At 50.9% G+C, this 23,937-nt stretch carries 21 protein-coding genes; 10 read left to right on the plus strand and 11 right to left on the minus strand.

Annotation, left to right across the window (positions count from 1 at the left end; genetic code table 11):
• Nucleotides 1–40 precede the first annotated feature (40 nt).
• The 6 genes from Q7T66_RS08095 to tkt all read right to left on the minus strand — a co-directional run bounded on the left by Q7T66_RS08095 (nt 41) and on the right by tkt (nt 7,192).
• On the minus strand, nt 41–1,555 hold the full coding sequence (locus Q7T66_RS08095) for a tripartite tricarboxylate transporter permease (protein ID WP_304932827.1): 1,515 nt from the start codon (nt 1,553–1,555) through the stop codon (nt 41–43).
• Between the two features lie 14 nt (nt 1,556–1,569).
• Nucleotides 1,570–2,037: a tripartite tricarboxylate transporter TctB family protein gene (locus tag Q7T66_RS08100; RefSeq protein WP_304932828.1), complete on the minus strand. Its 468-nt coding sequence runs from the start codon at nt 2,035–2,037 to the stop codon at nt 1,570–1,572.
• 114 nt (nt 2,038–2,151) lie between these two features.
• A complete protein-coding gene (locus Q7T66_RS08105) occupies nt 2,152–3,141 on the minus strand; it encodes a tripartite tricarboxylate transporter substrate binding protein (protein ID WP_304932829.1) in 990 nt (329 codons plus the stop codon).
• Between the two features lie 472 nt (nt 3,142–3,613).
• Nucleotides 3,614–4,624, minus strand: coding sequence for a type I glyceraldehyde-3-phosphate dehydrogenase (gene gap, locus Q7T66_RS08110; RefSeq protein WP_304932830.1), 1,011 nt, complete (start codon nt 4,622–4,624; stop codon nt 3,614–3,616).
• Nucleotides 4,625–4,658: 34 nt separating this feature from the next.
• Complete coding sequence (locus tag Q7T66_RS08115; protein ID WP_304932831.1) at nt 4,659–5,201, minus strand: GNAT family N-acetyltransferase; 543 nt, start codon at nt 5,199–5,201, stop codon at nt 4,659–4,661.
• Nucleotides 5,198–7,192 carry a transketolase gene (tkt, locus tag Q7T66_RS08120; RefSeq protein WP_304932832.1) on the minus strand — a complete coding sequence of 665 codons (1,995 nt, stop codon included), beginning with the start codon at nt 7,190–7,192 and terminating at the stop codon, nt 5,198–5,200. Before tkt ends, Q7T66_RS08115 begins: the two co-directional genes overlap by 4 nt.
• A gap of 261 nt (nt 7,193–7,453) precedes the next feature.
• On the opposite strand from tkt, the gene Q7T66_RS08125 reads away from it, so the two are divergent.
• The 8 genes from Q7T66_RS08125 to Q7T66_RS08160 all read left to right on the plus strand — a co-directional run bounded on the left by Q7T66_RS08125 (nt 7,454) and on the right by Q7T66_RS08160 (nt 16,084).
• Nucleotides 7,454–8,179 carry a 16S rRNA (uracil(1498)-N(3))-methyltransferase gene (locus tag Q7T66_RS08125; RefSeq protein ID WP_304932833.1) on the plus strand — a complete coding sequence of 242 codons (726 nt, stop codon included), beginning with the start codon at nt 7,454–7,456 and terminating at the stop codon, nt 8,177–8,179.
• A 34-nt stretch (nt 8,180–8,213) separates the two neighbouring features.
• Nucleotides 8,214–8,645, plus strand: coding sequence for a hypothetical protein (locus Q7T66_RS08130; RefSeq protein WP_304932834.1), 432 nt, complete (start codon nt 8,214–8,216; stop codon nt 8,643–8,645).
• A gap of 109 nt (nt 8,646–8,754) precedes the next feature.
• Complete coding sequence (locus Q7T66_RS08135) at nt 8,755–9,732, plus strand: bifunctional riboflavin kinase/FAD synthetase (protein WP_304932835.1); 978 nt, start codon at nt 8,755–8,757, stop codon at nt 9,730–9,732.
• A gap of 64 nt (nt 9,733–9,796) precedes the next feature.
• Entirely contained in the window at nt 9,797–12,688 is a 2,892-nt protein-coding gene (gene ileS / locus Q7T66_RS08140; RefSeq protein ID WP_304932836.1) for an isoleucine--tRNA ligase, read from the plus strand.
• A gap of 45 nt (nt 12,689–12,733) precedes the next feature.
• On the plus strand, nt 12,734–13,237 hold the full coding sequence (lspA, locus tag Q7T66_RS08145) for a signal peptidase II (RefSeq protein ID WP_304932837.1): 504 nt from the start codon (nt 12,734–12,736) through the stop codon (nt 13,235–13,237).
• 38 nt (nt 13,238–13,275) lie between these two features.
• Nucleotides 13,276–14,466 (plus strand): bifunctional phosphopantothenoylcysteine decarboxylase/phosphopantothenate--cysteine ligase CoaBC, encoded by a 1,191-nt coding sequence (gene coaBC / locus Q7T66_RS08150; protein ID WP_304932838.1) that lies wholly within the window; start codon nt 13,276–13,278, stop codon nt 14,464–14,466.
• Nucleotides 14,467–14,524: 58 nt separating this feature from the next.
• Complete coding sequence (dut, locus tag Q7T66_RS08155; protein ID WP_304932839.1) at nt 14,525–14,974, plus strand: dUTP diphosphatase; 450 nt, start codon at nt 14,525–14,527, stop codon at nt 14,972–14,974.
• Nucleotides 14,975–14,992: 18 nt separating this feature from the next.
• A complete protein-coding gene (locus tag Q7T66_RS08160) occupies nt 14,993–16,084 on the plus strand; it encodes a M48 family metallopeptidase (RefSeq protein WP_304932840.1) in 1,092 nt (363 codons plus the stop codon).
• A 115-nt stretch (nt 16,085–16,199) separates the two neighbouring features.
• On the opposite strand, the gene Q7T66_RS08165 is transcribed toward Q7T66_RS08160, so the two are convergent.
• The 4 genes from Q7T66_RS08165 to cysT form a co-directional block, all read right to left on the minus strand.
• Nucleotides 16,200–17,126 (minus strand): CysB family HTH-type transcriptional regulator, encoded by a 927-nt coding sequence (locus Q7T66_RS08165; RefSeq protein ID WP_304932841.1) that lies wholly within the window; start codon nt 17,124–17,126, stop codon nt 16,200–16,202.
• Between the two features lie 75 nt (nt 17,127–17,201).
• Nucleotides 17,202–18,269: a sulfate/molybdate ABC transporter ATP-binding protein gene (locus Q7T66_RS08170; protein WP_304932842.1), complete on the minus strand. Its 1,068-nt coding sequence runs from the start codon at nt 18,267–18,269 to the stop codon at nt 17,202–17,204.
• Nucleotides 18,266–19,174 (minus strand): sulfate ABC transporter permease subunit CysW, encoded by a 909-nt coding sequence (cysW, locus tag Q7T66_RS08175; RefSeq protein ID WP_304932843.1) that lies wholly within the window; start codon nt 19,172–19,174, stop codon nt 18,266–18,268. Before cysW ends, Q7T66_RS08170 begins: the two co-directional genes overlap by 4 nt.
• Before the next feature lies 1 nt (nt 19,175).
• Nucleotides 19,176–20,042 carry a sulfate ABC transporter permease subunit CysT gene (cysT, locus tag Q7T66_RS08180; RefSeq protein ID WP_304932844.1) on the minus strand — a complete coding sequence of 289 codons (867 nt, stop codon included), beginning with the start codon at nt 20,040–20,042 and terminating at the stop codon, nt 19,176–19,178.
• Nucleotides 20,043–20,632: 590 nt separating this feature from the next.
• Between cysT and Q7T66_RS08185 the strand changes: the two genes are divergently transcribed.
• Nucleotides 20,633–21,760: an aminotransferase class V-fold PLP-dependent enzyme gene (locus tag Q7T66_RS08185; RefSeq protein ID WP_304932845.1), complete on the plus strand. Its 1,128-nt coding sequence runs from the start codon at nt 20,633–20,635 to the stop codon at nt 21,758–21,760.
• Between the two features lie 295 nt (nt 21,761–22,055).
• Here Q7T66_RS08185 and Q7T66_RS08190 read toward each other — a convergent pair whose 3' ends face one another.
• Complete coding sequence (locus Q7T66_RS08190; RefSeq protein WP_304932846.1) at nt 22,056–23,426, minus strand: bifunctional diguanylate cyclase/phosphodiesterase; 1,371 nt, start codon at nt 23,424–23,426, stop codon at nt 22,056–22,058.
• A 128-nt stretch (nt 23,427–23,554) separates the two neighbouring features.
• Between Q7T66_RS08190 and Q7T66_RS08195 the strand changes: the two genes are divergently transcribed.
• Nucleotides 23,555–23,935: a cytochrome c family protein gene (locus tag Q7T66_RS08195; protein ID WP_304932847.1), complete on the plus strand. Its 381-nt coding sequence runs from the start codon at nt 23,555–23,557 to the stop codon at nt 23,933–23,935.
• Nucleotides 23,936–23,937 lie beyond the last annotated feature (2 nt).

Here is a 23,937-nt window from a genome sequence, read left to right on the forward strand (position 1 = left end):
TTATCATTTGTTCGATGGATGCCCTTGCATCCATCACACCTTATGCCGCAGCCTGATCTTCCGAACTTTGCAGTTTTTTCAATCGAGGCATAATAAAAGGCATCGCTACCGATAGCAGGGCCATGATTGCCAATGTGATCGTGATGCCGCTACCGACAAAAATACCCAGGCTGCCATCTGAAATCGTCATCGCCTGACGGAACGACTGCTCCATGATTCCCGCGAGAACCAGTGACAGCACCAGCGGCGCAACCGGAATATCCACTTTTTCAAACAGGTAGCCCAATACGCCGAATCCAAGTACTAAATAGAGTTCAACCATGCTGGCATTGACCGAATAAGTACCAACCACTGAGATCGCTACGATCAACGGGTACAACATGCCGCTTGGTATATACAAGAGCCGTACAAACAAGCCTATCAACGGCAGGTTCAAAACCAGCAGCATGATGTTGCCAATGTACATACTGTCGATCAAGCCCCATACCAAATCAGGTCGGTTCTGGAACAATAAAGGTCCAGGCTGTATCCCATGCATGATGAAAGCTCCCATCATGACGGCCGTTGCACCACCGCCTGGCACGCCCAACGTGAGCAAGGGAACCATCGCACCTGCGGTATCTGAATTGTTTGCAGACTCAGGACCCGCAACACCTTCAATCGCACCCTTGCCAAATTCCTCCGGATGTTTTGACAAACGTTTTTCCGTTGAATACGAAAGCATCGATGCGATCGTGCCTCCAGCTCCTGGCAGGATGCCAACCAAAAACCCGATAATGCCGCCCCGCCAAATCGGACCAATCGAACGCTTCCATTCTTCTCTCGTCAACCAGAGTTTGCCGCTGATACGCATAGCTTTCGGAGCCGTACCTTTATAAAGCTGCTCCATGCCGCGCAATACTTCCGACACAGCAAACATGCCGACTACCACGACGATGAAACCAATGCCGTCCATCAGCTCCGGAATGCCGCCGGTAAAACGTTGCTGTCCACTTTGCAAATCAATCCCGACGGTGGCGATCACCAACCCCAGCACCGTAGACAGCATCCCCTTGGCTAATGATTTCCCGGCAAGAGACGCAACTGCAGTCAAGGCAAAAATCATCAGATTAAAATATTCCGCAGGACCGAATTTAAGAGCAATAGCAGCCAATGGCAGAGCGAATATCGTCAGAGCAACAACGCCTATCGTGCCTGCGATGAAAGAGCCTATTGCAGAAACTGCCAATGCGGCCCCTCCTCGCCCTTTCCTTGCCATCTCATAACCTTCGATCGATGTCATGACCGATGAGGCCTCACCCGGAGTGCGCAACAAAATCGAGGTGGTGGAGCCGCCGTATTTGGTACCGTAATAAATCCCGGCCATCATGATGAGGCCAGACGTTGGATCCATGCCGAAAGTCGCAGGAATCAAAATGGCGATACTGGCTGCAGGACCAATGCCGGGAAGAATTCCGACGATGGTGCCGATGAAGACGCCGAGGAAGGTGTACCAAAGATTCATCGGCTGCAGGCAAACCGAGAAGCCGTTAAGAATATGACCTAGTGTTTCCATTGATAGTCCCTATCTCAGAATGGCAATAAGCCAGGAGCAAGCGGCGCATCGAACAATTTGGCAAACGCGATGTAGCTGCCGAAACTGAATAAGGTGCTGGTCAGTACATTCGCTAACCATTTGTCCTTATTGAAATACGCCATCAGGACTGTCAAATAAATCGTCGTCGCAATCGCATAGCCGAGCCACTCAAAAACTGACAAATACAAAGCAGTCCAGACCACAACGACCGCGACCAATACGTATTGGCCTTTGTCTACGGGAGGGCTTACTTCTTCAAGTGGCAACTTTGCTTTAGCTGCGACCCGCATTTCCCACCAAAGCAACCCTGCCGTGATAAGCAATGCGACTCCGAGCACTCGAGGAATTGCCTTGGCGCCCATAGGATCGCCAATCTGCAGTGTCGGTATCTGCTCGATTGCGTAAAAATAAATACCAGCCAGCAGTAGCGTGCATACAAAAATGATTCGATCAGCTTTCATACAATCCACCTTTCGTGTGATTTGGTACGACAAGCCGTTCCTTCACATCGATATCAGAAGATGCAAAAAAACATAGATTAGAAAAGGTGGACGCAATCATTAGTTCTTTGCCTCCTACTTGACCAGACCAAGATCGGTCAATGCTGACTTCATGATTGCGTACTCTTCAGCCAGATCTTTATTGAATTCCTCACCGACGATGAAGTTGTCACCCCAATAATTGAATTTCAAATCTTCTTTCCATTCTGCTGATGCATACACCTTGCTTAAAACGTCTTGCCAGGTTTTGACCTGCGCCGCTGTCATGCCTTTAGGGCCCATGAATGCACGCCAGTTACTCCACACCAGATCAACGCCCTGCTCTTTCCAAGTAGGAACATCAGCGAATACACCGCCCATGCGCTGATTTCCCGCAACCGCCACAACACGAAGTTTTCCACTTTCAACCAAGCCGCTGACATTTCCGGCTGCTGTCGTTACGAGATCGATATGCCCACCCATCAAAGTGGTTATTGCATCGGAAGCACCTTTGAAAGCAATCACTTTTAGTTCTTTAGGATCACCGCCTATTTTCTTCATCAACAGCCCTGCTGCGATGTGATTGTGACTGCCCAACGTTGTCGCAAAACCGATCGATACGGATTTCGGATTTTTCTTCAGACGATCAATCAAATCCTTACCAGTTTTTATCGGTGAATCTGCGTTGACGACATACACAACGTAATCGTTGATCATCGAAGCAATGGGTGTGAAGTCGGTATAGGTCTGAGCACTGTTGCCGGTAATGTGATTCGCCAGAAGCGTCGGGGTGGTAATCATCAGGTAATGCGGGTCACCGGCATGCTGCGTCATGTAATTGAGCTGGATATTGCCGCCACCGCCAGTCTTGTTAACCACCGTCATCGTGCTCTTGATCATTTTTTTCCCGGCAACGATGCGTTCCACCGAGCGCGCAGTTTTGTCGTTACTGCCGCCTGGAGCGGAGTACACAACCAGTTCCACATTTTTTTGCGGTGCCCAGGTTTGCGCCACTGCGGATACGCCAGTCAATGCCAGCAGCAAACCACCTAGCATGTGCGCGGGCTTGAAATTATTAAAGTTCATATCGTCTCCTTTATCTTGCTTCTAGTTTTGAAACGTCTTACCAGTACCCCGGTTTGGACGTTCTTTCTATTTGTATCAAACCCCTGTCTCTAAGGGCAGATATCGAACTCCTTTAAGCCTAAATTTGCTACGCCAAGATCAAGCACCAGCATTCATCGATACCGCCAAAGTGAACAGTGCGCGAAGTCATAATAAAGTCGGATCATTTCAAAGTCAACTATATGACATGAATGAGTTATATATATTTACTTTTAGACAATAGTGCGGGGAAAACGTGTTGCAAGGTATAGCTTGATGGGAAATAGCAGGACTTGCTGCCGAAAGCTAGGGTCAAAAAATTCACACTGAAGGCATACGTTGAAATGCGGCTCTTCTAGCGCATGGCACAAGATCCGCAGAAAGCACGAAATATGAACGAAAAAAAGCCCCGCATGCGGGGCTTTTTCAAGACTTACAACTTGTTTTCTACAGCTTATTTTGCTGTCATCAACGCGACGGTGGTATCCAGCATCCGGTTCGAGAAACCCCATTCATTGTCGTACCACGACGAGACTTTCACCAAACGGCCTGACACTTTGGTCAAGGTCGAATCGAAGTTGCTAGATGCAGGATTGTGGTTGAAATCGACAGATACCAAAGGCTCGGTTTGGTAAGTCAAAATACCTTTCATCGCGCCTTCTGAAGCTTCCTTCATGATGGCGTTGATTTCTTCTACCGTGGTATCGCGCTCAGCGATGAATGACAGATCGACGATCGATACATTGATCGTTGGAACACGGATCGCGTAACCATCCAGCTTGCCGTTCAATTCTGGCAAGACCAAACCGACAGCTACTGCGGCACCGGTTTTGGTCGGGATCATCGATTGCGTTGCCGAACGTGCGCGGCGCAGATCTTCGTGCATCACGTCTGTCAGCACTTGATCGTTGGTGTAAGAATGAACCGTGGTCATCAAGCCATTGACCAAACCGATTTGGTCATTCAATGGTTTGACCAATGGTGCGAGGCAGTTGGTGGTGCACGATGCGTTTGAAATAACGGTATCGGTTGATTTCAATACGCCGTGGTTCACGCCGAAGACAATGGTTGCGTCGACGTCTTTGCCACCCGGTGCGGAGATGATGACTTTTTTAGCGCCACCTTTGATGTGCGCCGATGCTTTTTCTTTTGTCGTGAAGAAGCCTGTGCATTCCAGCACGACGTCGACATTCAACTCGCCCCAGCCGATTTGCGCTGGATCGCGTTGCGCGAATACGCGAATCTTGTCGCCGTTGACGATCATGTAATCGCCATCGACTTCTACGGTGCCAGGGAACTTGCCATGTGTCGTGTCGTAACGGGTCAAATGGGCATTCGATTGAGCGTTGCCCAGATCGTTGATCGCAACGATTTGAATGTCATTTTTTTTACCGCCTTCGTAATGCGCGCGAAGGATGTTGCGGCCGATGCGGCCGTAGCCGTTAATTGCGACACGAATGGTCATCTTTTTCTCCAGAAAAATTCAAACAAAATAGAAATTATTCAGCGCATGCCTGCCGCAAAGCGGTCAGGTCACGCCAGCCGTAACCGGTTTCCATCAAATCAAGCCCGTCCCATGTGAACGGCTGTTCAATCAAAAGTTCAGCACCCATTTGTTCGTAGAACTGACGCGCCGCCTGATTGCCGGCAATTACCCACACCAGCAAACCGGTCGCGCCCTGCAATTGCAATGTGCTCGCAATCATCGACAACAGGCGACGGCCAACACCACCGCGTTGTGCAATCGGCTTCAGATAAATTGCGGTCAGCTCTGCATTCAAATCAAACTTCTCCGGCATCAGCAACATGCCGGCAGCAAAACCAACCAGTTCTGTGCCAGCTTCCGCAACGAACACGGCGATCGTTGGCAAGTCAGCGTTCAGCACCTGCAACCACATCTCGGTGCTTTCGTCTGCGCGCATGCCATCCAGATAAGCATCCGGCATGACGCCGCGATTAGTTGTGCGCCAGCTATCGACGCGCAAGTCGGCGATCGCTGCTGCATCGGCTGCCGTCGCGCGGCGGAAAGTGATTTCGGTCACGCCAGTGTTTTCTTCACAGCGGCGACAACGTTTTCAACAGTGAAGCCAAAGTGTTTGAACAACACGCCGGCCGGTGCCGATTCGCCAAAGGTATCGATACCGATCACGCCGCCTTCGAGGCCGACGTACTTGTACCAGAACGAAGTCACGCCGGCTTCAATCGCGACGCGTGGCACGCCTTTGGTCAACACGCTGGCTTTGTATGCGTCATCCTGGCGATCATAAACGTCGGTCGACGGCATCGACACGATGCGCACTGCGACGCCATGTTTTTCCAGCTCGTCTGCGGATTTGACTGCGAGTTCGATTTCCGAACCGGTTGCGATCAAGATGGCTTGTGCATTCGCAACGTCACGTAATACATAACCACCGCGTTTGATGTTTGCGATTTGTTCTGCTGTGCGTTCCTGGAATGGCAAATTCTGACGCGAGAAAATCAAGGTCGATGGACCGTTGTGACGTTTGACTGATTGTTCCCACGCGATTGCCGATTCAACGGTATCGCATGGACGCCAGTTATCCAGATTAGGGATCAGGCGCAAGCTCGATACGTGCTCAACCGATTGATGGGTTGGGCCGTCTTCGCCGAGGCCGATCGAATCGTGTGTGAAGACGAACAGCGAACGCAGCTTCATCAATGCAGCCATACGCAATGCGTTGCGGCTGTAATCGGAGAAGGTCAGGAAGGTTGCGCCGAACGGGATATAACCGCCATGCAAGGCGATCCCGTTCATGATCGCGCTCATGCCGAATTCGCGTACACCGTAGTTGATGTGATTGCCGGCTTGATCGCCGCGCACTGCAACGCATTCTTTCCAGTTGGTCAGGTTCGAGCCGGTCAAATCAGCCGAGCCGCCGAGGAATTCAGGCAAGCCTGGTGCGTAAGCTTGAATCGCGTTCTGGCTGGCTTTGCGGGTGGCGATGGTTTCTTTTTTCTCGACGCAGGTTGCGATGTAATCGCTGACGACTTTATCGAAATCGCCAGGCAATTCGCCTGTCATGCGGCGTGTCAGTTCTGACGCTTCTTTCGGGAATTTTGCGGCGTAGGCGCTCAACAATGCATCCCACTCGCCTTGCGATTTGCTACCTTTGAGTTTGGCATCCCATGCTGTGTAAACGTCGGCAGGAATATCGAACGGCGCGCTGGTCCAGCCCAATGATTCACGCGATGCTGCGATTTCCTTGTCGCCCAACGCGGCGCCGTGGACGTTATGCGTACCAGCCATATTCGGCGAGCCTTTACCGATAACGGTGCGGCAGCAGATCAATGTTGGTTTGTCTGATGCCTTGGCTTGCGTGATCGCTGCGTCGACTGCACTGACGTCATGACCGTCCACCGCGCGAATCACATTCCAGCCATACGATTCAAAACGCTTAGGCGTATCGTCGGTGAACCAGCCTTCAACGTGGCCGTCGATCGAGATACCGTTATCGTCATACAGCGCGATCAGTTTCGACAGCTTAAGTGTGCCAGCCAACGAACATGCTTCGTGCGAAATGCCTTCCATCAGGCAACCGTCGCCGAGGAAAACATACGTGTGGTGATCGACCACATTGAAATCTGGCTTGTTAAATTCAGCCGCCAACAATTTTTCAGCCAGCGCCATGCCGACTGCATTGGTGATGCCCTGGCCCAATGGGCCGGTGGTGGTTTCGATACCTGGTGTGACATCCACTTCAGGATGACCTGGCGTTTTCGAATGCATTTGGCGGAAGTTACGCAGCTCATCCATCGACAGGTCGTAACCGGTCAGGTGCAACAATGCGTAATGCAACATCGAGCCATGACCGTTCGACAGGACAAAACGATCGCGATTAATCCATTTAGGATTGGCTGGATTGTGCGAATAATGATTCGCCCACAAAGCGACGGCGATTTCCGCCATCCCCATCGGCATGCCGGGGTGACCGGAATTGGCCTTTTGTACTGCGTCCATTGCCAGCGCACGGATTGCGTTGGCCATTTTGGTAGTCGGGAGCGTGGAAGTCATGTGATTTTGAGTGATGGCGAGTCAAATAAGAAATAGAATTAATGCAGAATTAGCAAAATCTAATGCACTACTAATTAACTGTACAAACGCAGTACTAAGGAGCTTTGCATGCAGCAAAAACGTCTTTGCTGCGAAGCCGCATATTTTACCAGAGTGACGCCGCCCAGACTAAAATCGAATGCTGGAAATTCCTTTTAATTATTACAAGCAGCGTCCTGATCGGCGGAAGTATCATGCCGAATCGACAACAACGGATCACAAATGCCTCGTTTTTATTGCCCGCAAGCGCTTGCGCTCGGCACCATCGTTACCCTGCCCGATCACGTCGCCCATCACGTTCAGGTCATACGCCTGGCAACCGGCGACCGCATCACCCTGTTTAATGGCGAAGGCGGCGAATACACCGCCACCATCAGCACCATAGAAAAAAAACGCGTCACCGCCGAAGTCAAACTGTTCGAGCCGCGCGAAGTGGAACTTCCCTACACGATTACGCTAGCGCAAGCGCTGCCGGAAGCCTCCAAGATGGATTGGATAATTGAAAAAGCGGTTGAGCTGGGCGTGCACGCAGTCCAGCCACTCGCCTCTCAACGCTGTGTCGTCCGTCTTTCCGCCGAACGTGCCACCAAAAAACTGCAGCACTGGCAAGGCATCGTCATCGCAGCCTCCGAACAAAGCGGCCGTAATCGTTTAACAAGCTTGGCTGAACCGGTCGATTTCAATCAATGGACACAGCAACAGGATCTACACGTACGCATCATGCTCAGCCCTCGCGCAGAACAATCTCTTTCCGATTGGGCGCGTCATCATCCGCCGCAATCGGTCGCGCTGATGATAGGACCGGAAGGTGGCTTCACAGATAAAGAAGAAAATCTGGCGATTGCGCAGGGAGCGCTGATGCTTTCCATGGGGCCACGTGTGCTGCGCACCGAGACCGCGGGCCTTGCTGCGGTTGCGGCCTTGAATGCGGTTTGGGGTGCGATGTAAATTAAATTTTTTAAAATATCACCAGGGAGAGAAAATGAAAAAATTATTGTTAACACTTATTTTTATCCTCGCAGGATGTGCGAGTACGGAATTCAAACCCTTTGAAGCCAAAAACAATGCTTTTGAAGGCACTGGCGGAACCAAGTTAGTGGTCGAAGGAATTGATGTTTGGGAAAATGGCGATCCACCTAGAAAATACAAAATTATCGGGATAATTGAAGATGAGCGCGCAGCCGCAGTTATCCCAAAATCAATGTTGATCAGTGATATAGCTAAAAAAGCAAAGGATTCTGGCGGCGACGCCATCATAAAGATAGATTCAAATTCACAAATCACCGGCTTTATATCGAATGCTTATGCGTCCGGTAATGTCTATGGCAATAACGCAAATACCTCCAGCTTTGGCGCAACTTCGGCAGTTCGCCGTATCAATAGTCGATTCGCCGTAATCAAATATATACAGTAAGCTCAAAATTATGTGGGGCCCTCTACCCTAGTCTGGATGGGAAAACCTTTGAAAGCATTTATAATTCAAGGTTTTGCGACGGCTTTACCCGTCAACTCCAGTCTATTCAATGAAGGTATTTCGCGGACTTCCCAATGCTGCTTCCCGTGCGCCGTGCGCGCTGGCGATCGGCAACTTCGACGGTGTACATCGTGGCCATCAGGCCTTGTTGGCGCGCCTGCGCGAAGTCGCGTCAAAAATGGAGCTTGAATCCGCAGTCATGACGTTCGAGCCGCACCCGCGTGAATTCTTTGCGGCACGTGCTGGCGACTCATCGAAAGCCCCAACACGCATCGCGAGCTTGCGCGACAAGTTGCAATCACTGGCCAAGGCTGGCGTCGATCGTGTGATCGTCGAACACTTTAATGAACACTTTGCATCCCTGTCGCCGCAGGACTTCGTCGAGAAAATCCTGGTGCAAGGCTTGCACGTCAAATGGCTGATCGTCGGTGAAGATTTTTGCTACGGCTCCAGACGTGCCGGCAATGTCGCAACATTGATCGAAGCCGGCAAACAATACGGTTTTCACGTTGAGTCACAAGCTACAGTGACCAGCAGCGGTACCCGTATTTCATCCTCAGCCGTGCGTAGCGCTTTGGCACAAGGCGACTTTGCGGAAGCGGAAGTTTTGCTGGGACATCCTTACTCGATGTCCGGCCATGTGATCCACGGTAAAAAACTGGGACGCACGATTGGTTTCCCAACCTTGAATCTGCGCGTCGGCCACAAACATCCTGCGCTGTCCGGTATTTATATAGTGCAGGTGCACGGTCTGGCTGATCAAGCATTGCCTGGCGTGGCCAGCATAGGCGTGCGCCCGACAGTAGACGATAGCGGCCGCGTGTTGTTGGAAACTCACTTGTTCGACTACAACCAGCAATGTTACGGCCGATTGATCAGTGTTGAATTCCTGAAAAAATTGCGTGACGAAGAAAAGTACATCGACTTGCCAACACTGACTGCCGCGATAGAACGCGATGCAGTGCAGGCGCGTACCTACTTTAAACAGATAGCCGACTCGGCGACATCCGCCACTGACCGAATTTGACGATCGAATGCACTCATCCCAAGAACGTTCGTTTGATCCACTGAATACTTTATAAAAGCAGACCATGTCCGACAATCAAAACAAGCCTGAAAACAAATCCGGCAAGCCGAACAAGCCAGACGCAAAACCAGCCAGCAAGTATCCGGTCAACATGACCGATACGCCTTTCCCTATGCGCGGCGATCTCGCCAAGCGCGAGCCGCAATGGGTCAAGCAATGGCAGGATAAAAAGATTTACGAAAAAATCCGTGAAGCGGCAAAAGGCCGTCCGAAGTTCATCCTGCACGACGGCCCACCTTATGCGAACGGCGATATTCACTTGGGTCACGCAGTCAACAAGATCCTGAAAGACATCGTCGTCAAATCGCAGACGCTGGCCGGCTTCGATGCGCCGTATGTACCAGGTTGGGATTGCCACGGCATGCCGATCGAAATCCAGATCGAAAAACTCTATGGCAAAAATCTACCCACCGCTGACGTCCTGACCAAGGCCCGCGCTTACGCGACCGAACAAGTCGAGCGTCAGAAAAAAGATTTCATCCGCCTCGGTGTTTTGGGCGAATGGGACAATCCTTACCTGACCATGGCGTACGGGAATGAAGCCGACGAGCTGCGTGCACTCGGCACACTGCTGGAAAAAGGCTATGTCTATCGCGGCTTGAAGCCAGTCAACTGGTGTTTCGATTGCGGCTCTGCATTAGCAGAAGCAGAAGTTGAATATCAAGACAAGCGCGATCCGGCTATCGATGTCGGCTTCCCATTCGCAGAACCTGCCAAAGTCGCTGCAGCTTTTGGCTTGCCTGCACTGCCGACTGAAAATGGTTTCGTCGTGATCTGGACCACCACACCGTGGACCATTCCATCGAACCAGGCTTTGAACGTGCATCCTGAATTGCAATACGCATTGGTAGCAACATCGCGCGATGAAAAGCCATTGTTGCTGATCCTCGCTGCCGATTTGGTCGAAGCAAGTTTGGCGCGTTACAAACTGGAAGGCAAAGTCATCGCGACCTGCGCCGGTGCAGCGCTCGAAGGCATACGCTTCAAACATCCGCTCGCATCGCAAGACCCTGGCTACGATCGCACTTCGCCAGTTTACCTGGCTGAATATGTCGCAGCCGATAGCGGCACCGGCATCGTCCATTCCGCACCTGCCTACGGTATTGAAGATTTTATTTCATGCAAAGCACATGGCTTGAAAGATGACGAGATCATCACGCCTGTGATGGGCGACGGCAAGTTCGCATCGACGCTGCCATTGTTCGGCGGCATGACGATTTGGGAAGCATCGAAACCAATCTGCAGCGCATTGACTGCTGCCGGCGCATTGTTCGAACTGAAGATGTTCGACCATAGCTACATGCATTGCTGGCGTCATAAAACGCCGATCATTTATCGTGCGACTTCGCAGTGGTTTGCCGGTATGGATGTGACGCCAAAAGATGGCGGCCCAACCTTGCGCGAAACCGCATTGAAAGGCATTGCCGAAACCAAGTTTTACCCTGACTGGGGCCAAGCACGTTTGCACGGCATGATCGCCAATCGTCCCGACTGGACGCTATCGCGTCAACGTCAATGGGGCGTGCCGATGGCTTTCATCGTGCACAAGGAAACTGGCGCACTGCATCCACGTACACCTGAATTGCTGGAACAAATCGCCAAGCTGATCGAAAAAAGCGGCATCGATGCGTGGCTGACTTTGGATCTGAAAGATTTGCTCGGTGACGAAGCAGCAATGCACCAAAAGAACAAAGATACGCTGGACGTCTGGTTCGATTCAGGCACCACGCATCAAACTGTTCTGCGCGGATCGCACAAGGAACAACTCGCCTTCCCTGCTGACTTGTATCTGGAAGGTTCGGATCAACATCGCGGCTGGTTTCATTCGTCCTTGCTGACGTCGTCGATGTTGAATGGTCGTCCGCCATACAAGGCCTTGTTGACCCACGGCTTTACCGTCGATGGCGAAGGCAAGAAGATGTCGAAGTCGCTCGGCAATACGCTGGCGCCACAAAAGATTTCCGACACCTTGGGCGCAGACATTTTGCGTCTGTGGATTGCATCGACCGATTACACCGGCGAGCTGTCGATCTCTGACGAAATCCTGAAACGCGTGACGGAAAGCTATAGACGTATTCGCAACACCTTGCGCTTCTTGATGTCGAACACAACAGACTTCAACGCTGCTACCGACCTGGTGCCAGTTGCTGACATGCTGGAAATCGATCGCTACGCCATCGCGCAAATGAATGTGCTGCAAGCCGAGATCGTTGCGCATTACAACGCGTATGAATTTCACCCGATCACATCCAAATTGCAAATGTATTGCTCGGAAGATCTGGGCGGCTTCTACCTCGACATCCTGAAGGATCGCCTGTACACCAGCGGCGTCACTTCGCATGCGCGTCGTTCGGCACAAAGCGCGATCTGGTATTTGACGCAATCGCTGTTGCGCTTGATGGCACCGGTTCTGTCTTTCACTGCAGAAGAAGCATGGGTCATTTTTGCCGGCGATAAAGCAGGCGACACGATCTTCACACAAACACATTACGAATTGCCGAAGGTTGCAGACGGCGAAGCGCTGCTGGCGAAGTACACCGTATTGCGCGATGTACGTAATAACGTCACCAAGCAACTGGAAGAAGTACGCGTTGCAGGCGGCATCGGTTCATCGTTGCAAGCAGAAGTTACATTGAAAGCCAGCGGCGACAAGTTTGCCGCGTTGGAAAGCCTGGACGATGATTTGAAATTCGTCCTGATTACTTCGCAAGCCAGCGTAGAAAAAGTCGCGACCGTCGAAGAAGAATCCGTCGTCGTCTCACCATCGACCTATCAAAAATGTGAACGTTGCTGGCACTATCGCGCCGACGTGGGGTCACATGCTGAGCACGAGGGTCTGTGCGGTCGTTGCGTAGCCAACCTGTTTGGCAAAGGCGAAGTGCGCCGCTTTGCATAAAAATAGCTCGAACTGATAGTAAAAGAACTGATAGCGAAAGAACTGATGACGACACATTCTTCAACACAAACTGGCATCACCCGTTGGCTGGGTATCGCTGCGATTCTGATCATTCTTGACCAGATCACCAAGATCGCTGTCACAAGTACTTTCGTCTATGGCGAATCGATGGCGATCACGCCATTTTTCAATCTGGTGCTGGTTTATAACAAGGGCGCGGCGTTCAGCTTCCTTGCATCAGAAACCGGCTGGCAACGTCATTTCTTCACGATCGTCGGCTTGGCTGCATCTGCGTTCATCATTTATTTGCTGAAGAAAAACCCTGGCGAGAAGTTGATGAGCTGGGCATTGACGCTGATACTCGGCGGCGCGATTGGCAATGTCATCGACCGTATTTTGTACGGTCATGTCATCGATTTTCTGGATGTCTATGTTGGCAGCTGGCACTGGCCGGCTTTCAATATTGCCGACAGCGCGATTTGCGTAGGCGCTGTGCTGTTTGTGTATGACGAGTTACGGCGCGGCAAAAAACCTGCTGCCAGCATTTGAACTGTTAAACTAGCCCGCGACATCTTTCAGGAGTCACCATGGATCTTGCTGGTAAAAAAATCGTACTTGGATTGACTGGCGGCGTTGCCTGTTACAAGGCTGCCGAACTGACACGCGCGCTGACCAAAGCTGGCGCTGTCGTGCAAGTCGTCATGACCGATGCCGCAACGCACTTCATCACACCCGTGACGATGCAAGCCTTGTCGGGCAATCCAGTGGTTACCGATCAATGGGATGCGCGTGTTTCCAACAACATGCCGCACATCGATCTGACCCGCGACGCAGATGCCATCGTGATCGCCCCCTGCTCCGCCGATTTCATTTTCAAGCTTGCGCATGGCGCATGTGACGATTTGCTGTCCACCTTGTGCGTGGCACGTCCAGAAACCTTGCGCTTGCTGGTTGCTCCCGCGATGAATGTCGAAATGTGGCAAAACCCGGCCACCAAACGCAACGTTGCGCAATTGCGCGCAGACCGCATTGCTGTACTCGGCCCCGATGCTGGTGAACAGGCATGTGGCGAAACCGGCATGGGTCGCATGCTGGAACCAGAACAATTACTCGAAGAAATCATCGCCAGCTTTCAGCCGAATCAACTGGTCGGTAAAAGCGTGATGATTACCGCTGGCCCGACTTTCGAACCTATCGATCCGGTACGCGGCATCACCAATCTTTCGTCAGGCAAGATGGGTTATGCAATCGCCCGCGCTGCGCGCGAAGCAGGCGCCGACGTCACGCTGATTTCCGGCCCGACTGCATTGGCCGCGCCATACGGCGTGCATCGCATCAATGTACAAACCGCAGAGCAAATGCATGACGTCGTGATGTCGCGCGTCAGCTCGCAAGATGTTTTTATCGCAGTCGCCGCAGTCGCCGACTGGCGCGTGAAAAATATCAGTGCGCAAAAATTGAAAAAAGGTGCAGACGGCAAAGCGCCTGAACTCGAGTTTGAGCAAAACACCGACATCCTCGCTGCAGTCGCCGCGCTGGAAAAACATCCGTACTGCGTAGGCTTTGCAGCTGAATCCGAAAACCTGCAGGAATACGGCGAAGCCAAGCGCAAGAAGAAAAACATTCCGCTATTGGTTGGCAACATCGGACATCAAACATTCGGCCAGGATCAGAATGAATTGGTGCTGTTCGATGAAAAAGGGCACACGCTGCTGCCACTGGCCGACAAGCAAAAACTGGCGCGCCAGTTGATTAGCGAAATCGCCGGCCGCCTCTAATTTAAAAAATAATCCGCATCGCTTTGCGTTGCTGCTCAAAACTTCCAACATCATTCACATGAAAACAATCGACGTAAAAATTCTCGACCCGCGCATGAAAGACCAACTGCCAGCCTACGCAACCAGCGGTAGCGCCGGACTCGATTTGCGCGCTTGCATCGATGCGCCTGTCACTATCAAACCGGGCGAAACGCATTTGATCCCGACCGGTTTGGCGATACACATTGCTGATCCTGCGTATGCAGCGATGATCTTGCCGCGCAGCGGCATGGGCCATAAACACGGCATCGTGTTGGGAAATCTGGTTGGCTTGATCGACTCCGATTACCAAGGGCAATTGATGGTATCGACATGGAATCGCGGGCAGACAGAATTCACTTTGAATCCGATGGAACGTCTGGCGCAATTAGTCATCGTACCTGTGCTGCAAGTCGCGTTCAATGTTGTAGATGAATTCGACAGCAGCGAACGCGGTGTCGGCGGTTTCGGCAGCACCGGGAAACACTAAATTCTAGGAGAATGCTTTATGTACGGCCTGCTTCAACCCATCGTCACGCAATTGAAGCGCAAATCAACGTACTTCACGCCTGCCAAGATCGCCTTGCTTCCGCTCGCACTGGCATTGTCTGCGTGTAGTACTGTCTCGCTCGATACACCTAGGTCGCCAGCAGCGCCTGCGACTGCAGCCGAATCGGTGCAATTGCAAACCCTGCGGTCCATCACTACACAACAGGACCGCCTGTATCGCATCGCCGCTCCGCTGCTGGTCAGCAATGCGCCATTGTGCAAAGGCAATGCGCGCAACCTGATCGGTTTTAGCGCCAAGAACAAGTATTCGTTTTCTGAAGATTATGTCGATGCTGCACAGGCTCTGGGCTTTACCGAGCAACTGCAAATCACCGGTGTTTTGGTCAATAGCGGTGCAGCACGTGCCGGCATCAAGCGTGGCGATATTCTGGCGACGGTAGAAGGCCAATCTATGCCAGCAGGCGCAAACGCAGAGCGTCAAGCTGCAGCGCTGCTCGGCCCTATGGTCGGCAAACGCACCAGTATCAAGTTGGGCCTGACGCGCGCTGGTAACAATGTGAACGTCACCGTTCCACTGACACTGGCTTGCGGCTTCGGCATCGAACTCGGCAATGCAGATAATGTGAATGCATATTCAGATGGTCGTCGCGTTATGGTGACGCGCGGCATGTTGAACTTTGTGCGTAACGATGGCGAACTGGCTTTTGTGATGGCGAAAGAATTGGCACATAACGCGCTCGGCCATCCATCACAACAAAAAATGAACGCCACGGTCGGCGGCATCATCGAAAACCTGATCCGTATCACGCCGGATGCCAGCACTTTAGGCGGTAGTGGTGGCGTACGCACGATGCCGCAAGAACTGGATGCAGCAGCCGACAAGTTGGCGCTCTACATGTTGGTACGCGCGGGCTATAGCATTGATGGCGCAGCGGCATTCTGGCAACGACTGGCAACGCAATACCCAGCCAGTGTGCCAAATGCGTACACAGCGATTCATCCATCAACTGCGTATCGCGTTGATGCCATCAGCAAAGTCAGTGCCGAAATCAAAGGCAAGCAGGCTGCGAAGAAACCAATAATGCCTTGAGCGGCATTTGCATCTTCTGCGGCTTTTAAGCACCAATAAAAAATCCCGCTAGAGGGGGATTTTTTACGTCTGAAATTAATTCAATTTCAAAACCTGTGAAACGAGCTGCGCTGTCTTAGGCGCTGGTCCTCATCGCTTCATCAATATCAGCACGCGTTAAATCAGGTGCAAATTGTTGAATGAAGTCATACGTGTATTGACGCAAATAAACACCGCGACGAACTGCAAGACGCGTGACGTTTTGCGCAAACAGATGTGCAGAATCAATTACCTTCAAACCATTCGTGCCGTCTTTTTGCACCGCCATCGAGGCCACAATCCCGACGCCCAGACCGAGTGAAACATATTGTTGAATAACGTCTGAATCCATCGCAGTCAACACGATGTCAGTCGCAATATCGGCCTTCTTGAAAGCATCATCGATATGACCACGACCGGTAAAACCCAGGTCGTAGGTAATCAATGGATATTGCGCGAGGTCTTCCAGAGTAATCGGTGATTTCGCCAACAGCGGATGACCATCCGGTACCACGATAGAGTGATGCCAGCGATAACATGGGAAGGACACTAGATCGTCGAATTGGCTTAAACCTTCTGTCGCAATTCCGATATCAGCCTTGCCGGACAAAACCCATTCCGCGATATGTTCAGGCGAACTCTGTTGCAAGGCGATGCGTACTTTAGGGAAGGCAGCGCGAAAACTTTGCACCACTTTCGGCAGCATGTAACGTGCTTGTGTATGGGTAGTCGCCACCGCCAGCGTGCCGATTTCCTGACCTGCATATTCCTGACTGGCGCGTTGCAGGTTTTCTGCTTCCAGCAATAATCTATCGATGATCGTCAGAATGCCGCGGCCTGGATCGGTCAAGCCGGTCAGGCGCTTACCGTTGCGCTCGAAAATATCGACGCCCAACTCTTCTTCCAACTCGCGGATCTGACGACTGACACCAGGCTGCGATGTGAACAACACATTCGCAACCTCAGTCAGGTTGTAACCGCAACGCGCGGTTTCGCGGATCGATCGTAATTGCTGAAAATTCATATCAAAAAACCTCTACCGGAAATGCATATCCCGACCTTGCGGGAAGACGCGTTGCGGCGTTCACTGTCGATTCAATCAAACAGAATCGTCGACAAACACTTGCAAACGTTTAGGACGCACGATCAACGTTTCGCCCTCTTTAAACTTCAACTGGCTGAAACGCTCATTGGAAATCACTGCCTCGATCAATTCACCGTTGTCATCACGCTCCAAATCGAGCTGTGCCAATGGGCCAATCGCATGCGCCCTACGCAATTGCACGACGATGCCTTCAGCGCCTGCCGTGTAACGATCGACTTCCAGATCGTGTGGACGCACATAAGCGATACCTTTGGAATCCTGCGTCTCTGCATGATCCGGTGCATCGAATGAGATACCTGACGATTGCAAGATGCCTTCATGCACGCGACCGTGGAACAAATTAACGTTACCGAGGAAACCGAACACAAATGGCGAAGCCGGATTGTTGTAAACATCTTTAGGTGCGCCGATTTGTTCGACGTTACCCTTGTTCATCAAGACGATTTGATCCGCAACTTCCAGCGCTTCTTCTTGATCATGCGTGACGAAAATACTGGTGACATGCAGGTCGTCATGCAGCCTACGCAACCAACGACGCAATTCCTTTCGCACTTTTGCATCCAGCGCACCGAACGGTTCATCCAGCAGCAACACGCGTGGTTCAACTGCCAGCGCACGCGCCAAGGCGATACGTTGACGCTGACCGCCAGACAATTGCGGAGGATAGCGATCGGCCAACCAATCGAGCTGTACAAGCTCCAGCAATTTGGTGACTTTTTCCTTGATCACTTGTTCGGAAGGACGTGTCGCACTTGGGCGTACACGCAAACCGAAAGCGATGTTTTCAAACACGGTCATGTGCTTGAACAATGCGTAATGCTGAAACACAAAGCCGACTTGACGTTCACGCACGTGGCGCGCCGATGCGTCTTCACCGTCGAGCAAAACCTGGCCGTGATCTGGTTGCTCCAGACCGGCGATGATGCGCAATAAGGTAGTCTTGCCGCAACCTGATGGTCCCAACAGCGCAGTCAATTCGCCCGCTGGAAATTCCAGCGAAACATTGTTCAACGCGGTGAAACTACCAAATTGCTTGTGTATATTTTTTACTTCGATACTCATGATCCCAGCTCCCGATACTCTTCGTGTGTGTCCCGCAAACGCCATTCAATGAATGATTTGAGCGCTAGTGTAACCAGTGCCAACAATGCCAGCAACGACGCAACCGCGAATGCTGCAGAAAATTGGTATTCGTTATACAGAATCTCAACCTGTAAAGGGATGGTATTCGTTTGGCCGCGTATGTGTCCGGAAACCACTGATACCGCGCCAAACTCACCCATTGCACGGGCATTACACAAAATCACGCCGTACAACAAACCCCATTTAATATTTGGCAAAGTCACGTGCCAGAAAGTCTTCCAGCCAGATGCGCCCAATACCAACGCGGCCTCTTCTTCTTCACTACCTTGCGATTGCATCAACGGAATCAATTCACGCGCAACAAATGGAAAGGTCACAAAAATTGTTGCCAATACTATCCCCGGTACAGCAAACAGGATTTTGATGTTGTGCTCCTGCAGCCAGCCGCCAAACCAACCTTGCGCCCCGAACAGCAGCACGTAAATCAAACCCGAGATGATCGGCGATACCGAGAACGGCAAATCAATCAATGTCAGTAATATGCTTTTGCCACGGAAATCAAACTTGGCGATACACCATGAAGCGGCCACACCAAACACCAGATTCAGCGGCACTGCAATCGCAGCAGTCAACAGGGTGAGCTTGATCGCTGAAATGGCATCTTCTTCAAGAATCGCTGTTATATAAGCGTCCCAGCCTTTTTTCAGCGCCTCGGCAAATACAGCGACCAGCGGTACAAACAAGAACAAGGTCAGGAACGCCAATGCGATAAAAATCAGCAGCGACCGCACCCATACCGGTTCCAATGTCGCAGCCGGTACACGCGGTGCAGTGCGCGGTCTAGCTGCAACACCAACATCGATAGCAGAAATTACGGCAGCCATATCAAACCTTCTCAGCCTGACCGCGCTTGCGGGTCCAGGCTTGCAATAAATTAATCGTCAACAACATCACAAAAGACACCAGCAACATCACCACCGCAATCGCTGTGGCGCCCGCATAATCGTATTGCTCCAGCTTGGTTACGATGAACAGCGGCGTAATTTCAGACACCATAGGCATATTGCCGGCGATGAAAATGACTGAACCGTATTCGCCAGTTGCACGCGCAAACGCCAATGCAAAACCAGTCAACAGCGCCGGGAAAATCGTAGGAAATATAACCTTGGCAAATGTTTGCCAATGACTCGCACCCAAACTGGCCGCAGCTTCTTCAAGCTCGCGCTCTGCATCTTCCAGCACCGGCTGTATAGTGCGTACGACGAAAGGCAAACCGATAAAGGTCAGTGCAACGAGCACGCCCAGCGGTGTAAATGCAACCTTGATACCGACCATTTCCAGATAGCGACCGAGCCAGCCGTTAGGCGCATACAAAGCGGTTAGTGCAATACCGGCAACCGCAGTCGGCAATGCGAATGGCAAATCAACCAGCGCATCGATAAACTTTTTTCCGGGAAATTTATAGCGCACCAACACCCACGCCACGATGCCACCAAAAATCGCATTAAAGAATGCCGCTAATAAAGAAGCGCCAAAAGTCAATTTGTACGAAGCAACTACGCGATCTGAAGTCACTGCCGCAATAAATAAATCCCAAGTCATCGTGAACGTCTTTAAAAAGACGGCCGACAACGGAATCAGAACGATCAAGCTCAAATAAAAAATCGTGAATCCAAGCGACAAATGAAAACCGGGAAGTACGCGGGATGGCTTGTGTTTGTGGATGGGAACAGAAATAGCGGCGGCAGACATAAGCTCTCTTTATTACAAATATGACTAACAGGGCGCAATAATTACACTTAGCCGATATAAGGAGAACGAATCTTTTTGCATGTTGTTAGAAGAAAAACGTATATAGAACAGCGTAACGTTGAATGATAAACAAACTTAGATTATTGCCACATGAGCCGAAATTGTTGCCTTAATGGATCAAATTCATCTAAAAGATATGAATTTATGTTGAATTCGGCCAAATATGACCATTTTTGAAGTGACCCCCGTGGGTCAGCCTTTGGATGCAAAATCAACAGCCATTTGCAAGACATCATATTTTCTGCCTCAAATCGCCTAATTTTCTATGACTATATGTATGGGCTAAATACTTGAAAAATGACTGTTTCAGTCTCATCCACTCTGTGATTTTACGATTAAAAACATTTAAAGCATAAATTTTTACTAAAATCGAAAAATATATCTATAAATTATTGTTTTATAAAAATATTGATGGTCGGCTTTTTTCAGTTTAAACGGTAGAATCTAGCCCCTCGGCATTCTGCCTTTTGTGGTCTGGGCAAGTGATCCTTGTTTCAGGCCGAATTTGATTCATTCTTGCTGGAGCAAACGTGCCTGGTCTATTACCCAACGTCGATCCCGACGGTCTTCTCGAATACTCCGTCGTCTACACCGATCGCGCAATCAACCATATGTCGCAACGCTTTCAAGGCGTAATGAACGATATTTCCAAGACCTTGAAACATGTCTACAAAGCGCAGTCCGCAGTTGTGATGCCGGGCAGCGGTACCTTCGGCATGGAAGCAGTCGCGCGCCAGTTCGCAACCAACAATCAATGCCTGGTTCTGCGCAATGGCTGGTTCAGCTACCGTTGGACCCAGATTCTGGACATGGGCAGTATTCCGTCCGGTACGACTGTATTGAAGGCACATCAGTTGGAAGACTCCGCGCAATCACCTTTCGCACCTGCGCCTATCGCTGAAGTAGTCGCCACGATCAAGTCGACCAAACCTTCCGTCGTGTTTGCACCGCATGTGGAAACCGCATCCGGCATCATGCTGCCGGACGATTACATGCGCCAAGTCTCCGATGCTGTGCATTCGGTAGGCGGCCTGTTCGTTCTGGATTGCATCGCGTCGGGCACCATGTGGGTCGACATGCAAGACACTGGCGTTGACGTGCTGATCAGTGCACCGCAAAAAGGCTGGAGCGCTTCAGCTGGTTGCGCTTTCATCATGTTGAGCGCTCGTGCTCGCGAAAAAATCGATTCGACCCAAAGCACCAGCTTCGCTTGCGATCTGCGCAAATGGTTGCAAATCATGGAGTCGTACGAGCAAGGCAACGTCGCCTATCACACCACCATGCCTACAGATGCACTGACGATCTTGCGCGGCGTGATGGAAGAAACCGCTGCTTACGGGTTCGACAAAGTTCGTGCGGAGCAACAAGAGCTGGGCAACAAAGTACGCGCGTTGCTGGAATCCAAAGGATTCAAAAGCGTCGCAGCCGAAGGCTTCCAAGCGCCGGGCGTGGTCGTGAGCTACACCAACGACGACGGCATACAGTCGTCCAAGAAATTTGCAGTGGCTGGTTTGCAAACGGCAGCAGGCGTGCCATTGCAATGCGATGAACGTGCTGACTTCAAATCCTTCCGCGTCGGTCTATTTGGCTTGGACAAGTTGCACAACATCGAGCGCACGGTAGCAAATCTGGACAAGGCTTTGAACGCAATACTGTAAAAGCTTGTATTCCAAGAACGGAATCAATACACCGCAGTCGTAGATTGCTTGGGTATACTGTTAAATCCAATACTGAAGGCGATGCGGCACGCCAGGATGCCTTAAGGAGAATGTATGAACACAAAGTGGAGAATCATAATTTCGATTGCTGTCATCGCTATATCGGCGATTACTTTATACGCGAATCCGTAATCCCCCTCTCAAAAAACCAGCTTCGGCTGGTTTTTTTACGACGGTACGATTTGCCAGTGAAGTGATTTCCGCCAAGTACACCGGAAATTGAATATGCGCATTTTTATTCGCTACCGTTTTTTACGATGCTAAGCGACCTACAATGATGACTATTTTTCGCCAAATACATAGCCTGGTCAGCGTGTTTGAGTAGCTGCTGTTCATCGTCACCGTGCTCGGGATAGAGTGCGATCCCGATACTCGGGAGGATGTTCAGAATGTGGCCATCTATGCTGTAGGGCTGACTGAGATCGCTGCGGATCTTTTCTGCCACCAACATGGCTTGCTCCGGCAATGAGATACGTTGGAGCAGCACCACAAACTCATCGCCACCGACGCGCGCGACGGTATCCGACTCGCGCATGCACTGCTTTAAACGCTTGGCAACTTCTTGCAGCAGGAGGTCGCCGACGTCATGACCAAGAGTATCGTTAACCTGCTTGAACTTATCCAGATCGAGATAGAGCAAAGACAATTTCCCCTGCTCGCGACGTGCTGTTGCCAGAGCAACTTTCATCCGATCGCACAGGAATCCACGATTAGGTAATTCTGTCAGTTGATCATACTGCGCCATGTGTTGCAGTCGAGCTTGCATTTGCTGACGTTCGATAGCAGTCGCAATTTGCATCGAAACGAATTGCAGCAACTCTTGATCTTTTTCGCTGTAACAGACGCCGCCCATGTAGCTCTTGACCATCAGAACGCCGATCATGCCTTTGTGCGATTTGAGTGGAACACCCAGCCAGCAAAATAAATTCGCGTCGACGACAACTCGCAACTCTTCAAGACGAGCAGCCATCGTCTCAGGCGTCAGTAGTAGTGGCCGTCCGGTGCGAATAATCTCGGCGCAGAGCGTACCGGCAGCCGGCTTGGATGATTCGGAAGTTTGATCAACCTCATCGACACGATAAGGAAAACTCAGCTGATCTTTTTCCTCATCGTAAAGCGTGACGGAAAAATTATCTGCGGGGAGTAGAGAACCGACGATTTGATGAATCTGTTGAAACAAGGCGATCAGATCCTCGGCAGCGTAAGCCGCTTCGGAAATGCTATACAGCACCGCCTGCATTGATTCGGCTCGTTTGAGTTCAGTGATGTCGCGCGCAACGCCAATGCGTAATTGGTCGGCCTCGGACCAGCGTGCCGACCACATGATGTTGACGATTTCGCCATCTTTGCGGATGTAGCGATTTTCAAAATGAAGTTGTGGTTGGCCAGACATTACCTTGTGCGCCGACTGCTGGGTGCGGCCACGATCTTCTTGCACGATGAGATCGAACATATGCTTGCCGACCATCTCTTGCGGCGTATACCCAAAAATACGCTCACAGGCGGCACTTGCAAAAACGATACGACTATCAACATCGACCGCGAAAACAGCATCCATCAAAAGATCAATGTAGCTGTTAATTAGGGCGTGTGATTTTGTTTCCATGGAAAATTATAGAGCATTAAGATTTTGTTAGTACTGTCTGATTCCATAATTCGACACGATGAATATATTGCACTCGTATTGAATTAAAATTACTGATTGGGATGAGTAATAAATATGACACTCAAACAATGAAAAAACAAATATTAATCGCCGTAGCGCTGAGTTGGAATATATCCATATCCCATGCAGCAGGTGACGCAGTCGCAGGCAAAATCGCGTTTGCAAAATGTGCCAGCTGCCACCAGCTCGGGCCATCCGCACGTGGCGCATTTGGTCCGCAACTCAACGCCATCGTTGGCAGACAAGCAGGCAGCAGCAAGGATTTTCAGTATTCAGCAGCAATGAAAAACTCACGCATCGTTTGGTCTGAAGCCAGTTTGCGCGCTTTTATTAAAGCGCCGAACGATGTCGTACCGGGTAATAAAATGCGCTTCTATGGTGTCAGCAATGAAAAGCAGATCGCGGATTTGATTGCGTATTTACGCAAGTTTGATGAGGTCAAAAAATGAGC

Source organism: Herminiimonas sp. (genome assembly GCF_030655415.1).

Coding starts and splice junctions, on each gene's coding strand:
- tkt (WP_304932832.1), bottom strand. CDS start 7,192: ATGACTTCCACGCTCCCGACTACCAAAATGGCCAACGCAATCCGTGCG.
- Q7T66_RS08100 (WP_304932828.1), bottom strand. CDS start 2,037: ATGAAAGCTGATCGAATCATTTTTGTATGCACGCTACTGCTGGCTGGT.
- Q7T66_RS08160 (WP_304932840.1), top strand. CDS start 14,993: ATGTACGGCCTGCTTCAACCCATCGTCACGCAATTGAAGCGCAAATCA.
- Q7T66_RS08195 (WP_304932847.1), top strand. CDS start 23,555: ATGAAAAAACAAATATTAATCGCCGTAGCGCTGAGTTGGAATATATCC.
- Q7T66_RS08135 (WP_304932835.1), top strand. CDS start 8,755: ATGAAGGTATTTCGCGGACTTCCCAATGCTGCTTCCCGTGCGCCGTGC.
- Q7T66_RS08125 (WP_304932833.1), top strand. CDS start 7,454: ATGCCTCGTTTTTATTGCCCGCAAGCGCTTGCGCTCGGCACCATCGTT.
- cysT (WP_304932844.1), bottom strand. CDS start 20,042: ATGTCTGCCGCCGCTATTTCTGTTCCCATCCACAAACACAAGCCATCC.
- Q7T66_RS08170 (WP_304932842.1), bottom strand. CDS start 18,269: ATGAGTATCGAAGTAAAAAATATACACAAGCAATTTGGTAGTTTCACC.
- cysW (WP_304932843.1), bottom strand. CDS start 19,174: ATGGCTGCCGTAATTTCTGCTATCGATGTTGGTGTTGCAGCTAGACCG.
- Q7T66_RS08130 (WP_304932834.1), top strand. CDS start 8,214: ATGAAAAAATTATTGTTAACACTTATTTTTATCCTCGCAGGATGTGCG.
- lspA (WP_304932837.1), top strand. CDS start 12,734: ATGACGACACATTCTTCAACACAAACTGGCATCACCCGTTGGCTGGGT.
- dut (WP_304932839.1), top strand. CDS start 14,525: ATGAAAACAATCGACGTAAAAATTCTCGACCCGCGCATGAAAGACCAA.
- Q7T66_RS08105 (WP_304932829.1), bottom strand. CDS start 3,141: ATGAACTTTAATAATTTCAAGCCCGCGCACATGCTAGGTGGTTTGCTG.
- ileS (WP_304932836.1), top strand. CDS start 9,797: ATGTCCGACAATCAAAACAAGCCTGAAAACAAATCCGGCAAGCCGAAC.
- gap (WP_304932830.1), bottom strand. CDS start 4,624: ATGACCATTCGTGTCGCAATTAACGGCTACGGCCGCATCGGCCGCAAC.
- Q7T66_RS08190 (WP_304932846.1), bottom strand. CDS start 23,426: ATGGAAACAAAATCACACGCCCTAATTAACAGCTACATTGATCTTTTG.
- Q7T66_RS08095 (WP_304932827.1), bottom strand. CDS start 1,555: ATGGAAACACTAGGTCATATTCTTAACGGCTTCTCGGTTTGCCTGCAG.
- Q7T66_RS08165 (WP_304932841.1), bottom strand. CDS start 17,126: ATGAATTTTCAGCAATTACGATCGATCCGCGAAACCGCGCGTTGCGGT.
- coaBC (WP_304932838.1), top strand. CDS start 13,276: ATGGATCTTGCTGGTAAAAAAATCGTACTTGGATTGACTGGCGGCGTT.